The following is a 12,672-nucleotide window of genomic DNA, read 5'->3' as shown; positions in this document are numbered from 1 at the left end:
GCCGAAGCTGGTCCTACAAAAAACGTGAGGCTCTGCATGACCACCCTGCCCGACTGGCTCACGCTGCACCGTGGCGATGCGCCCCTGATCGTCAGCTTCCCGCATACCGGCACCGAGCTGCCGGACGCACTAGCCGAGCGCTTCGTCTCGCCGTGGCTGGCTCGCCGCGATGCGGATTGGTGGGTGCATGAGCTGTACGCGTTCGCCCGCGACATGGGCGCCACCACGCTGCGTTCGGCGGTGTCGCGCTCGGTGATCGATCTCAACCGCGATCCGAGCGGCGCCTCGCTGTACCCGGGCCAGAACACCACCGGCCTGTGCCCGCTGACCACCTTCGACAACCAGCCGCTGTACCGCGACGGGCATGGCCCGGACGCGGCGGAGATCGCCCGCCGCCGCGACACCTGGTTCGCGCCCTACCACGCCGCGCTGGCCGCGCAGATCGCCCGCCTGCGCGCGCTCCACGGCACCGTGGTGGTGTACGACGCGCACTCGATCCGCTCGCACATCCCGCACCTGTTCGCCGGCGAGCTGCCGCAGTTCAACATCGGCAGCGCTGGTCCGTCCGGTGCGCCCGACAGCAGCTGCGACAACGCGCTCACCGACGCGGTCGAGACCGTGTGCGCGGCGAGCGGCATGCGCCATGTGCGCAATGGCCGCTTCAAGGGCGGCTACATCACCCGCCATTACAGCGACATCCACAGCGGCGTGCACACGCTGCAGATGGAGCTGGCCTGCCGCGGCTACATGCACGAACCCGAGTGCGTGGACGAGCGCAGCTGGCCCACGCCGCTGGACCCCGACCACGCCGCACCGCTGCGCCGCACGCTGCAGCAGGTGCTCGCGTCCTGCCTTGAATTCGCCCACTCCCGGAGTGCCGCATGACCCGTCTCGACCCCACCCGCCGCATCCACGCGCCCACCGGCAGCACTCTCAGCTGCAAGAGCTGGCTGACCGAAGCGCCGCTGCGCATGCTGATGAACAACCTGCATCCGGACGTGGCCGAGCGCCCGCAGGAACTGGTGGTGTACGGCGGCATCGGCCGCGCCGCGCGTGACTGGGAATCCTTCGACGCCATCGTGGCCGCGCTCAGGCGCCTGGACGACGACCAGACCCTGCTTGTGCAGTCAGGCAAGCCAGTCGGCGTGTTCCGCACCCACGCCGATGCGCCGCGCGTGCTGATCGCCAATTCCAACCTGGTGCCGCGCTGGGCCACCTGGGACCACTTCAACGAGTTGGATAAAAAGGGCCTGGCGATGTACGGGCAGATGACCGCCGGCAGCTGGATCTATATCGGCGCGCAGGGCATCGTCCAGGGCACCTACGAGACCTTCGTGGAGATGGGCCGCCAGCACTACAACGGCAGCCTGGCCGGCAAGTGGCTGTTCACCGGCGGGCTGGGCGGCATGGGCGGCGCGCAGCCGCTGGCCGCGGTGATGGCCGGCGCCTCGTGCCTGGCGGTGGAATGCCGCAAGAGCAGCATCGAGATGCGCCTGCGCACCGGCTATCTGGACACCTGGACCGACGACCTGGACGAGGCGCTGCGCCTGATCGAGGAATCGTGCACGGCGAAGAAGCCGCTGTCGGTCGGCCTGCTCGGTAACGTCGCCGACGTGCTGGACGAACTGCTGCTGCGTGGGGTCAAGCCGGACCTGCTGACGGATCAGACCTCCGCGCACGACCCAGTCAACGGTTACCTGCCGCAAGGCTGGACGGTTGAACAATGGGACGCAAAGCGCGCGAGCGCGCCGAAGGAGGTCGAGGCCGCCGCACGCGACTCGATGGCCAACCACATCCGCGCCATGCTCGCCTTCCACGCGCTGAGCGTGCCGACCGTGGACTACGGCAACAACCTGCGACAGATGGCGCTGGAGGAAGGCGTCGAGAATGCCTTCGACTTCCCCGGCTTCGTGCCCGCCTACATCCGCCCGCTGTTTTGCCGCGGCATCGGCCCGTTCCGCTGGGCCGCGCTCTCCGGCGATCCGGAAGACATCGCCAGGACCGATGCCAAGGTCAAGGAGCTGATCCCTGACAACCCGCACCTGCACCGCTGGCTGGACATGGCCGCCGAGAAGATCAAGTTCCAGGGCCTGCCGGCGCGCATCTGCTGGGTCGGCCTGGGCGATCGCGACCGGCTCGGCCTGGCGTTCAACGCGATGGTCGCCAGCGGCGAACTGAAGGCGCCGGTGGTGATCGGCCGCGACCATCTGGATTCAGGCAGCGTCGCCTCGCCCAACCGCGAAACCGAAGCGATGGCCGACGGCTCGGATGCGGTGTCAGACTGGCCGCTGCTCAACGCCCTGCTCAACACCGCCAGCGGCGCCACATGGGTCTCGCTGCACCACGGCGGCGGGGTCGGCATGGGCTTCTCCCAGCATGCCGGTATGGTCATCGTCTGCGATGGCAGCGAGGCGGCGGCCAAGCGCATTGCGCGCGTGCTGTGGAACGACCCGGCCAGCGGCGTGATGCGGCATGCCGATGCCGGCTACCCCATCGCGATCGACTGCGCCAGGGAAAAGGGACTGGATCTGCCGGGCCTCCTGGGCTGAGGCCGCTGCCTGGCGAACGGGGCCAAGCGTGACGGGCGGCCGGCACAGCGCCCGTCACGGACCCGATCTGCGCCGTTGCCGCGCGGGCGAATCGACTGCATCCGAGCCAGCGCCAACGCGGCGGTGCGCAGGCCGACGCACACGCAGTACGACCGCCGTCACGTATCGCCAGCGTTGCGCTCAAGTTCGCCGGCGCAGCGCCGAAAACAAAGGCAACGTTTCAAGGAGCCTTCATGGGCGTCCTGATCTACTTGGTTCCTGCCATCGGACTCTGGGCGCTCACCGCCTCGGTGCTGGCCTGGGTGTTTTTCGACCGTCTGCGCCGCGAGCAACAGGAGCAGGCCAGCGCGCAGGACACCATTGCGCGCTACCAGGCCGCGCTATCGCAGCTGAAGGCGCGGGCGGCGACCAGCGCGCGCGAATTGGAGACGCTGCAACAAGCCTATGCCGGCCTGCGGCAGACACTGGAAGAGACACAGGAACCGCACGCGGCGCAGGAAGCCGTGGAGCGGCCACCGGTGCCGATCCTGGTGATGGAGCGCCTGGACATTTCCGCAGAGATCGGCACGCTGCTCGCGCACGTGGCGCGGGTGGCCAGGAGCATCCGCCGCTACAGCGCCTATAGCCGCGGCCACAACGCACCGGAGTCGAGCAGCGCGCGCTACGACCTGCACTGGCTGTCCGACTGCCTGCACAGCCTGGACCAGATCGGCCACGCCTTGGCCAGGGGCAACGTGGATACCCTGACCGCCGCCTGCACCGAACTGCTGTCGATGTACGAGCAATACCTGAAGGACGGCTCCGGCTACGACAGCCGCGACACGTTCCAGCGCCTGAGCAGCCACGTCCCGCTCGCCGACGTGACAGACGCCATCCGCTCGATCGCGGCCAAGGCCTCGCTGGCCGGGCAGACGCAGACGCAGACGCAGGCCGGCGAGCCTGCGCACATGGCATCTCTGGCCTGACCCAGGCCCGCGCGCTGCCTGCGCACGCGGCAACGCCGCCACAGGCCGGGCCAGCATGCCGCAGCGTTGACCGGGCCGGTCGCGCGTGCTGTGATGCGTCCCGGTCAGGGCGGGAGCAGCAGCATGGCAGACATCAAGGCAGCCTTCGAGAAAGCGGCCAAGGACATCAGGCAGCGCGAGGAACGTCCCGACAACGATACCTTGCTGCGCCTGTACGCGCTGTACAAACAGGGCGCGGAAGGCGACGTCGCCGGCGCCAAGCCCGGCTTCTTCGATTTCGTCGGCACCGCCAAGTACGAGGCCTGGGCCAAGCTCAAGGGCATGCCGCAGGCCGAGGCGCAGAAGAAGTACGTGGACCTGGTGAAGAAGCTGCTGGCCTGATGGCACGCGATACCCGCCGGCGCATCCTCGACACCGCGCTGGCGATGTTCAACGCGCAAGGCGAGCCGCACGTCACCACCAACCATATCGCCGACGAGCTGGAGATCAGCCCAGGCAACCTGTACTACCACTTCCGCAACAAGGACGACATCATCGAGCACCTGTTCGCGCGCTACGAGGAGCGCATGGACGCGGCGCTGGAGTTGCCCAGCGCGCGCCTGCCAGGACTGGAGGACATCTGGCTGCAACTGCACCTGGTGTTCGAATGCATCTGGGACTACCGCTTCCTGTACCGCGACCTGATCGAGATCCTCAGCCGCAGCCGGCGCCTGCGCCTGCGCTTCGCGCGCATCCTGCGCCGCGCCGACGCCAGCACTCAGGCGGTGTTTCAGGGCCTGGCGCAGACCGGGGCGCTGCGCGCCACCACGCAGGAACTGGGCGGCATCGCCACCAATGTGCTGGTGGTGGCCACGTTCTGGCTCAACTACGCCGCCGCGCGCGGCGAGAAGGACGAGCAACTGGCGATCCGCCACGGCATCGTGCAGGTGATGCTGCTGATCAGCCCGTTGCTGCGCGAGGCCGAGCGCGCGCACCTAGCCACGCTGATGCAGGCCTATCTGGACTGAGCCGGCGCGGCTGCACGCGCTGACCCGACCCCAGACATCGAACGGCTGCGCCCCCAGTTGGACACGATCCCGGCGATGCCGATGGTCGCGATGAGCGCAGCGGCGGGCCTTCCGACTTCGGCAGTTGTCGCGGCTGAAGTTGCTCCTACAGTGCACCCAGCATGCTATCCACAGCGGTGTAGGAGCGCTTCAGCCGCGACAAGCGAAGTGGTGAATGTTCCGAACCGGCATGCAGTCGGGACTGAAGTCCCTCTCACAAGAGACCTCGCAGCTCCACGGCGCCGGTGGAATCCTTGTGGGAGCGACTTCAGTCGCGACGAGCGCAGCGGCAGGCCTTCCGGCTTCGGACGTTGTCGCGGCTTCAGCCGCGACAGAATCCAGCACACGACACTCGGATCGCGGTGCCAGCACCCGAAACGCTCCCACGTCCGGCGACAGTGCCGTTCGCTGTTACTGCGAGCGTGCGCTGCGCTTCGCCACGCGGCGCGGCGCAGCGGTCTTCTTGGTCGCGCGCTTGGCGGGCTCGGTCGCCGCCGGCCGTTTGCGCGGCGTGGCGCGCGGCTTGGGCTGCAGGCCGAGCTTGACCAGCACCGGCTGCAGCCGCGCCTCGACCTCGGCGCTGAGCGGTTGCACCTGGCCGCGCAGCGCCGCGGCGCCTTCGCGCACGTTGCTTTCGGCGTCGTCGGCCAACTGCGCCACCAGCGCCACCAGCGTGTTCGCGCCGCTGGCGGCATCGGCCGCGGCGGCCTGCACGCGCTTGCGGGTCAGCGACAGCAGGCCCAGGCCGGCCAGCCACAGGTGCCGCGGCGCCAGAGTCTCGGGCCTGGGTGCGGAAGTGGAACGCTTCTTGGTCGCCATTGCGGGTCTCCTTGGATGCCGGCAGCGGCACCGATGCGACGCATCCTGGCGGCAGCGGCTTGAGCAAACACACTATCTGCAGCGCCGCTTGCCAGGCGGCCATGGCGGCGCCATGCTCGCTGCGAACTCCAGGGAGGCCAGGCATGGCAACGACACCGACCGCGTGGGCGCCGTTTCCGCACGACGCCAAGGCCTACGCCTATCCGGGCGAGGCATTGAAGAAAGCCTGGCCCAAGCTGCACGCCGGCGACCGCGAGCCTTACCCCGATCTGGCGCGCGCGCAGGCGCTGCTCGCCGCCGCCGGCAAGGCCGGCGAGGCCCACGATGCGGAAACGTTGTCGGCCGCATTGGTCGAGGCGTGGCGCGCCTTCCACCAGGGCCAGTTCCAACAGGCCTATAGCGCCGGACAGGCGCTGGGCGTGTTCGGCGCCTCGGTCGCGACCAAGGCGCTGGGCATCCACGCCAGCTACCTGGTCGAGGACGACAAGCAAAAACTGCAGCGCCTGCAGCAGGCCGCGACGCTGGCCGAGGCGGCGATCGCCGCACTGCCGGACGAGGCCAACAGCCATTACCGCCACGCCTTCGCGCTGGGCCGCTACAGCCAGGGCCTGAGCATCGTCAAGGCGCTCAAGCAAGGCATCGCCGGCAAGGTGCGGCAATCGCTGGAGACCGCGCTGGAACTGGAACCCAAGCATGCCGAGGCGCACATGGCGCTGGCGCTGTACCACGCCGAGATCCTCGGCAAGGTCGGCGCGATGATCGGCGGGCTGACCTATGGCGCCAAGGCCGCGACTGCCGAGCAGCACATCCAGCAAGCGCTGAAGCTGACGCCGGATGCGCCGATCGCGCATGTCGAATACGCCAACGTGCTATTGCTGCTGCGCGGCGACAAGCACGAGGACGCCGCCGCCGGTGCATTCGAGAAAGCGTCCACGCTCAAGCCACGCGACGCGATGGAAGCGCTGGACGCGGCGTTCGCGCGCGAGCAGTTGGAGTAGCTGGGGCCGCGGGGCAATGCATGTGCCCTTCTCCCACCGCGACCATGGCCCCCTTTTCGGGGGAAGGTGGCCCGCAGGGCCGGAAAAGGGTACGGGGAGAGGAGCTAAAGCGGGCGTGTCTGCATTGCATCAGCGATATTGCAACGCCCTCCCCGCGCCGGAAACGACGACGCCGGCGTTGCGCCGGCGTCGTCCACCGCTCTCGCTCGCGCGATCAGTTTTCCGGCGGCAACTCGCTGACGGCCGCGACGCTGCCATCTTCGTCCACGATCGGCTCCACCGGCTCTTCTTCGGCCAGCGAACCGTCCAGGCGCTCCACCGCCTGCAACTTCTCGCCCTTGGACAGGCGGATCAGGGTCACGCCCTGGGTGTTGCGGCCGACACGGGAGATCTCCGAGGCGCGGGTGCGCACCAGGGTGCCGCCATCGGAGATCAGCAGCACTTCGTCCCTGATACTCAACAGCACCGCGCCGACCAGCTTGCCGTTACGCCCGCTGGTCTGGATGCCGATCACGCCCTGCGTGCCGCGGCCCTTGCGCGGGTACTCGGCCAGCGGGGTGCGCTTGCCGTAGCCGTTCTCGGTGGCGGTGAGGATGTAGGCATCGGGCTCGTCGCCGTTGCGCACCAAGACCTCGGCATCGGCGTCCACCTCCAGCGCCGGCTCCACGTCCTCGGCATCCTCGTCCTGGCCCTCGGCAGGCCCGGCCACGATCAGGCTGACCACGTACTCGCTCCTGGCCAGGCGGATGCCGCGTACGCCGCGGCTGCTGCGGCCGGTCGGCTTGACCCCGCCACGGCTCTTGCGGCGCGGGCTGCGCGCGTCGTCGCCGTCTTCCACCGCCTCGGCCAGCACGACGTCGTCGTCGCCGTTGTCCTCGCCCGCCCCCTCTTCGATGGCGCCGTCCTCGGCCTCATCGTCCTTGGGCCGTTCCGAGAAACGCACGGTCTTGCCGTTGGACGCGAACAACAGCACGTCGCGCTCGCCATCGGTCAGCGCCACGCCGACCAGGGCGTCGCCCTCGTCGAGATTGATCGCGACCTTGCCGCGTTTGAGCTGGAACGCGAACTCGCTGAGCGGGGTCTTCTTGACCATGCCGTTGCGGGTGGCGAAGAACACGTAGCGGCCGTCGGCATACTCGCGCACCGGCAGCACCGCCTGCACGCGCTCGCCGTTCTCAAGCGGGATCCAGTTGATGATCGGGCGGCCGCGCGCATTCGGGCCGGCCTCCGGCAGCTGGTACACCGGTAGCCAGAACACCTTGCCGCTGCTGGTGAAGGTCAGCAGCGTGTCGTGGGTGTTGACCAGCCACAGCTGGTCGATGAAATCCTCTTCCTTGGTCGCCGCCGCGCTGCGGCCGCGGCCGCCACGGCGCTGCGCACGGTAGGCGCTGACCGGCTGGCGCTTGGCGTAGCCGGCATGCGACAGCGTCACCACTACGTCTTCCGGTGCGATCAGGTCGAGGATGTCGAGGTCTTCCTCGCTGTGGCGGATCTCGGTGCGCCGCGCATCGCCGTATTCCTCGCGGATGCTGAGCAGTTCCTCGCGGATCACCTGCAGCAGCACGTCGGGGTTTTCCAGGATCCGGATCAGTCCGGCGATCGCGTCCAGCAGTTGCCTGTATTCCTCGGTCAGGCGCTCCTGCTCCAGCCCGGTCAAGCGGTGCAGGCGCATTTCCAGGATCTGCGTGGCCTGCACTTCGGTCAGCTGGTAGCCATCGGCGACCAGGCCGACGCCGGCCGGCAGGTCTTCCGGCTGCGATGCCTCGGCGCCGGCGGCGCCGAGCAGCGCGCCGACCAGGCCCGCATCCCAGCGCCTGCCGAGCATGCGCTCGCGCGCCTCGGTCGGGTTGGCCGAGGTCTTGATCAGCTCGATCATCTCGTCGATGTTGGCGAGCGCGACGGTCAGGCCTTCGAGGATGTGCGCGCGCGCGCGCGCCTTGCGCAGCTCGAAGATGGTGCGGCGGGTAACCACTTCGCGGCGGTGGCGGACGAACGCCTCCAGCATCTGCTTGAGGTTCATCAGCTGCGGGCGGCCATCGACCAGCGCCACCATGTTGATGCCGAATACCGACTCCATCTGAGTCTGCTGGTACAGGTTGTTCAGCACCACATCGGCGGCTTCGCCGCGCTTGATCTCGATGTAGATGCGCATGCCGTCCTTGTCGGACTCGTCGCGCAGTTCGCTGATGCCTTCGAGCTTTTTTTCCTTGACCAGCTCGGCGATCTTCTCGATCAGCCGCGCCTTGTTGACCTGGTACGGGATCTCGTTGACCACGATCGCTTCGCGGCCGTTGTCCTGTATCTCGATCTCGGCCTTGGCGCGCATGCGCACGCGGCCGCGGCCGGTGCGGTAGCCGGCGACGATGCCGCTGGTGCCGTTGACGATGCCGGCGGTGGGGAAATCCGGGCCGGGGATGTATTCCATCAGCCCGTCCACATCGATCTGCGGATTGTCGATCAAAGCGATGCAGGCGTTGATCGTCTCGGTCAGGTTATGCGGCGGGATGTTGGTCGCCATGCCCACCGCGATGCCGGCCGAACCGTTGACCAGCAGGTTCGGGAACCGGGTCGGCATGACTGTCGGCTCCAGTTCCTTCTCGTCGTAGTTGGGCTGGAAATCGACGGTTTCCTTGTCGATGTCGGCCATCAGCTCGTGGGTGAGCCGCGACATGCGCGCCTCGGTGTAGCGCATCGCCGCCGCGGAGTCGCCGTCGACCGAGCCGAAGTTGCCCTGCCCGTCCACCAGCAGATAGCGCAGCGAGAACGGCTGCGCCATGCGCACCAGCGTGTCGTACACCGACTGGTCGCCATGCGGGTGGTACTTGCCGATGACGTCGCCGACGATACGCGCCGACTTGTAATAGGGCTTGTTGCTGTGCGCGCCCAGCTCGTTCATCGCGAACAACACGCGGCGATGCACCGGCTTGAGGCCGTCGCGCGCATCCGGGAGGGCACGCCCCACGATCACGCTCATCGCGTAATCGAGGTAGCTCTTGCGCATCTCGTCTTCCAGGTTGACCTGGATGATTTCCTTGGCGGATTCTGCCATTCGGGTTCCGTAAGTCTGGTGGCTAATCGACCAGGACGCCGGCCCGCGGCAAGCGGGCCTGCCGGCACCGAAAATCTACGGCGCACAGCGGTCGATCGAACCGTAGGATTCTATCATGGCAGGCGTGCGGATGCCCGGCTTTTGCCGGCCCGAACAAGCACTTGCATGGATTTGCTGGACCCTGCCGGGAGTCCGGCGCGGCTGCCGCGGCTCAGCCGCCTAACGCGGCGCACATGCGTTCGGGATCCGGCCGCTCGATCACCCCGCGCTCGGTGACGATGGCATCGATCAGCGCAGCCGGGGTCACGTCGAACACCGGGTTCCAGGCGGCGATGCCCTCGGCCACGGTACGCACACCGCCCACCCCGAACAGCTCGCCCGGGTCGCGCTGCTCGATCTCGATCTGCGCGCCGTCGGCGGTGTCCATGTCCACCGTGGACCACGGCGCCACCACCATGAACTTGACGCCGTGGTGGCGCGCGGCGATCGCCAGCTGGTAGGTGCCGATCTTGTTGGCGGTGTCGCCATTGGCGCAGATACGGTCGGCGCCGACGATCACCCATTGCACCGCCCCGGTCTTCATCAGGTGCGCGGCGGCCGAATCGGCGATCAGGGTCGCGTCGATGCCGTCCTGCTGCAGTTCCCAGACGGTCAGCCGCGCGCCCTGCAGCCACGGTCGGGTCTCGCCGGCGAACACCTTGGCGATGCGGCCCTGGGCCATGCCGGCGCGGATCACGCCCAGCGCGGTGCCGAAGCCGGCGGTAGCCAGCGAGCCGGTATTGCAATGGGTCAGCACGCCGCTGCCGGGCGCGATCAGGGCCGCGCCGAGCGCGCCCATCTGGCGGTTGGCGGCAAGGTCTTGCTCGGCGATCGCCTGCGCCTGCCGCGCGATCGCCTCGCGCCAGTCGGCGCCGGCTGCAGCCAGCGTCTTGCGCATGCGCATCAGCGCCCAGGCCAGGTTGACCGCGGTCGGCCGCGCCGCATTGAGCCGCTGCAGCGCAGGTTCCAGCCTGGCCAGCGCCTGTACGCCATCGTCGGCCTGCACCTCGCGCGCGGCAAGCACCACGCCCCAGCCGGCAGCGATGCCGATCGCCGGCGCGCCGCGCACCGCCAGGGTGTGGATCGCCGCGGCGACCTGGTCGCTGTCGGTGCATTGCAAGTGCTCGACCACGAACGGCAGCTTGCGCTGGTCCAGCAGCTCCAGCGCGTCGCCGGTCCACAGGATCGGGCGGATGTGGTCGTAGCGAGCGTAATCGATATCGAGGGCGGCGTTCATCTAACCATTGTAAACGGCGCGGGATTCTTGCGGATGACCAACCATCCGGCTTTGGGAAAGCGCGGATTCGCACATGCAACGGCGGCCGCACCATGGAATGCCTGGACCTGCAGGCCGCGCTCAGTTGACGCTGAATTCCGCGCGGCAGCCCTTGTCAACCCAGATGCCGTCGCGGTCCCAGCCCCAGCTGTCGTCCTGTATGCAGGCGGTGCCGGACAGCTGCCGGCGCAGCTGCACGCCACTGTGGATGCTGACCCCGCAACGCCGCAGCGAACGGCCCTTGGACTCGCACAGCACCGGGCGCACGCCGACCGGAAAGCCGGACCCGTCGCTGGCGCCGATCTCGAACTCGCCGCGGCAGCCGCGCGACACCCAGATCTCGTTGCGGCGCACGCCCCAGCTGCGTTCTTCGCGGCACGGCACCGAGGACAGCTGGCGCATCAGCCGCACCGGCGCGCCGCGCAGCATCACCGCGCAGCTTTCGAGGCGGCCGTCGGATTCGCAACGCAGCACGCGGCGCATCGCGCTGCGCGTGGGCTCGGGCGGGTTGGAACGGAATTCGGCGCGGCAGCCCAGCGTCACCCACACCCCGGTGCTGTCCGACCCCCATTCGCTGCCGCGGATGCAGTCGTTGTCGGACAGTTGCCGGACCAGTTCCACGCCCTGCTCGGTCGGCATCGGGCAATGCACCCAGCTCATGTCGCGCGATTCGCAACGCACCACCGCGGCGTCGTAAGCGTCCGGCGCCTGCGCAAACGCCTTCGCCGGACACGTGGAAAGCGCCAATCCAAACCAACACCAGCCACCGAGCCCGTACGACCACTTCATGCTTGGCTCTGCCCCTGTGCGTAGAACCTGAACAACGAAGACCACTAGACCACACCATCGCCATGTCGCACCGAGCGCATGCTGGGCTGGATCAAACCATCATCGATGTCGACAAAGCAACAAAATGCTACATGAACGCCGCGCGGTTCAGGCTCGAGCGAAATCGTAGGCGAGCACATCGCCAATCGACGCGGTACCGTGCATCGCCATCAGCAGGCGATCCACGCCGACGGCGACGCCGGCGCAATCGGGCAGCGCCGGCAACGCCTGCAGCAAATGCTCGTCCAGCGGCGGCAGTCGGGCGCCGCGCTCGCGGCGCAGCGCGTGATCGTGCAGGAAGCGGCGGCGCTGTTCGGCGGCATCGTTGAGTTCGTGGTAGCCATTGGCCAGCTCGTAGCCGCCCAGGTACAGTTCGAAACGCTCGGCCATGGGCGGGTGCTCGTCGCGGATGCGCGCCAGCGCGCACTGCGTGGCCGGCCAGTCGTGGACCACGGTGATGCGCTCGGCCGGGAACGCCGGTTGCAGGCGATGGGTCATCAGCAGGTCGAGCCAGTCGTCGCGGGTCAGTCCCGCAGCGTCGATATGCACGTCGCGCAACGGCTGTTGCAGCGCCTCCAGCGGCGCCAGCAACGGATCCAGGCGCAGCATATCCATGAACAATTGCCGATAGGTGACCACGTGCAACGTCGCCGTGCGCGCGACCAGCGCCAGCGCCTCGCGCACCAGCGCCACGGTCTCGTCCACCAGCTGCAGATGATTCCAGCCGACCCGGTACCACTCGAGCATGGTGAACTCGGGATTGTGGCGGCCGCCGGCCTCGCCGTTGCGGAACACCCTGCCGAGCTCGTAACAGTCGCCGACGCCAGCGGCCAGCAGCCGTTTCAACGGATATTCGGGCGAGGTACGCAGCCAGCGCAGCGCCGGGCCGGCATCGACGTGGCCACTGAAGCGGGTCTGGAAACTGTCGATGTTGGGTTCGGTGTTGCCGGCCGCCGACAGCATCGGCGTCTCCACCTCGAGCACGTCGCGCGCGGCGAAGAAGGCGCGGATGCGCGCGTTGAGCGCGGCACGCAGGCGCAGCGCAGCGATGTCCACGGCGTGGCTCATCGCGGCGATCCGCCGAACCGGAATAACGCGTGCGG

At 68.4% G+C, this 12,672-nt stretch carries 11 protein-coding genes; 6 read left to right on the top strand and 5 right to left on the bottom strand.

Translation table 11 applies throughout. The features are described 5' to 3' along the window. Positions 1–36: 36 nt before the first annotated feature. The 5 genes from hutG to E4A48_RS06030 all read left to right on the top strand — a co-directional run bounded on the left by hutG (position 37) and on the right by E4A48_RS06030 (position 4,521). A complete protein-coding gene (hutG, locus tag E4A48_RS06050) occupies positions 37–885 on the top strand; it encodes an N-formylglutamate deformylase (protein WP_142742045.1) in 849 nt (282 codons plus the stop codon). Then, the gene (gene hutU, locus E4A48_RS06045; RefSeq protein ID WP_142742044.1) at positions 882–2,549 is read left to right on the top strand and encodes a urocanate hydratase; all 1,668 of its coding nucleotides are present in this window, start codon (positions 882–884) and stop codon (positions 2,547–2,549) included. The genes hutG and hutU overlap by 4 nt, the downstream gene beginning before the upstream one ends. 233 nt (positions 2,550–2,782) lie before the next feature. Continuing rightward, positions 2,783–3,514 (top strand): aldehyde dehydrogenase family protein, encoded by a 732-nt coding sequence (locus tag E4A48_RS06040; protein WP_039009704.1) that lies wholly within the window; start codon positions 2,783–2,785, stop codon positions 3,512–3,514. 123 nt (positions 3,515–3,637) lie between these two features. Then, positions 3,638–3,895, top strand: coding sequence for an acyl-CoA-binding protein (locus tag E4A48_RS06035; protein ID WP_039009703.1), 258 nt, complete (start codon positions 3,638–3,640; stop codon positions 3,893–3,895). Then, the gene (locus tag E4A48_RS06030; protein ID WP_142742043.1) at positions 3,895–4,521 is read left to right on the top strand and encodes a TetR/AcrR family transcriptional regulator; all 627 of its coding nucleotides are present in this window, start codon (positions 3,895–3,897) and stop codon (positions 4,519–4,521) included. Before E4A48_RS06035 ends, E4A48_RS06030 begins: the two co-directional genes overlap by 1 nt. A 450-nt stretch (positions 4,522–4,971) precedes the next feature. Here E4A48_RS06030 and E4A48_RS06025 read toward each other — a convergent pair whose 3' ends face one another. Then, positions 4,972–5,379 carry a hypothetical protein gene (locus E4A48_RS06025; RefSeq protein ID WP_039009699.1) on the bottom strand — a complete coding sequence of 136 codons (408 nt, stop codon included), beginning with the start codon at positions 5,377–5,379 and terminating at the stop codon, positions 4,972–4,974. Positions 5,380–5,522: 143 nt separating this feature from the next. On the opposite strand from E4A48_RS06025, the gene E4A48_RS06020 reads away from it, so the two are divergent. After that, positions 5,523–6,377: a tetratricopeptide repeat protein gene (locus E4A48_RS06020; protein WP_039009697.1), complete on the top strand. Its 855-nt coding sequence runs from the start codon at positions 5,523–5,525 to the stop codon at positions 6,375–6,377. Positions 6,378–6,591: 214 nt separating this feature from the next. Here the strand turns inward: E4A48_RS06020 and gyrA are convergent, their stop codons facing one another. The 4 genes from gyrA to epmA form a co-directional block, all read right to left on the bottom strand. Beyond that, positions 6,592–9,426, bottom strand: coding sequence for a DNA gyrase subunit A (gene gyrA, locus E4A48_RS06015; RefSeq protein ID WP_142742042.1), 2,835 nt, complete (start codon positions 9,424–9,426; stop codon positions 6,592–6,594). Positions 9,427–9,637: 211 nt separating this feature from the next. Continuing rightward, complete coding sequence (gene mtnA / locus E4A48_RS06010) at positions 9,638–10,702, bottom strand: S-methyl-5-thioribose-1-phosphate isomerase (protein ID WP_039009693.1); 1,065 nt, start codon at positions 10,700–10,702, stop codon at positions 9,638–9,640. 120 nt (positions 10,703–10,822) lie between these two features. Then, entirely contained in the window at positions 10,823–11,530 is a 708-nt protein-coding gene (locus E4A48_RS06005) for a DUF3011 domain-containing protein (RefSeq protein ID WP_039009692.1), read from the bottom strand. A 147-nt stretch (positions 11,531–11,677) separates the two neighbouring features. Continuing rightward, positions 11,678–12,637: an EF-P lysine aminoacylase EpmA gene (gene epmA / locus E4A48_RS06000; RefSeq protein ID WP_039009690.1), complete on the bottom strand. Its 960-nt coding sequence runs from the start codon at positions 12,635–12,637 to the stop codon at positions 11,678–11,680. Positions 12,638–12,672: the final 35 nt, after the last annotated feature.

It is taken from the genome of Xanthomonas translucens pv. cerealis, assembly GCF_006838285.1.
GTDB lineage: Bacteria > Pseudomonadota > Gammaproteobacteria > Xanthomonadales > Xanthomonadaceae > Xanthomonas_A > Xanthomonas_A cerealis.
Note: the sequence above shows the minus strand (reverse complement) of the source record. Positions and strands in the feature narration are given on the sequence as shown.

What these genes read in the sequence shown, in the direction of transcription:
- hutG (WP_142742045.1), top strand. Translation starts at nt 37, where the DNA reads ATGACCACCCTGCCCGACTGGCTCACGCTGCACCGTGGCGATGCGCCC.
- hutU (WP_142742044.1), top strand. Translation starts at nt 882, where the DNA reads ATGACCCGTCTCGACCCCACCCGCCGCATCCACGCGCCCACCGGCAGC.
- E4A48_RS06040 (WP_039009704.1), top strand. Translation starts at nt 2,783, where the DNA reads ATGGGCGTCCTGATCTACTTGGTTCCTGCCATCGGACTCTGGGCGCTC.
- E4A48_RS06035 (WP_039009703.1), top strand. Translation starts at nt 3,638, where the DNA reads ATGGCAGACATCAAGGCAGCCTTCGAGAAAGCGGCCAAGGACATCAGG.
- E4A48_RS06030 (WP_142742043.1), top strand. Translation starts at nt 3,895, where the DNA reads ATGGCACGCGATACCCGCCGGCGCATCCTCGACACCGCGCTGGCGATG.
- E4A48_RS06025 (WP_039009699.1), bottom strand. Translation starts at nt 5,379, where the DNA reads ATGGCGACCAAGAAGCGTTCCACTTCCGCACCCAGGCCCGAGACTCTG.
- E4A48_RS06020 (WP_039009697.1), top strand. Translation starts at nt 5,523, where the DNA reads ATGGCAACGACACCGACCGCGTGGGCGCCGTTTCCGCACGACGCCAAG.
- gyrA (WP_142742042.1), bottom strand. Translation starts at nt 9,426, where the DNA reads ATGGCAGAATCCGCCAAGGAAATCATCCAGGTCAACCTGGAAGACGAG.
- mtnA (WP_039009693.1), bottom strand. Translation starts at nt 10,702, where the DNA reads ATGAACGCCGCCCTCGATATCGATTACGCTCGCTACGACCACATCCGC.
- E4A48_RS06005 (WP_039009692.1), bottom strand. Translation starts at nt 11,530, where the DNA reads ATGAAGTGGTCGTACGGGCTCGGTGGCTGGTGTTGGTTTGGATTGGCG.
- epmA (WP_039009690.1), bottom strand. Translation starts at nt 12,637, where the DNA reads ATGAGCCACGCCGTGGACATCGCTGCGCTGCGCCTGCGTGCCGCGCTC.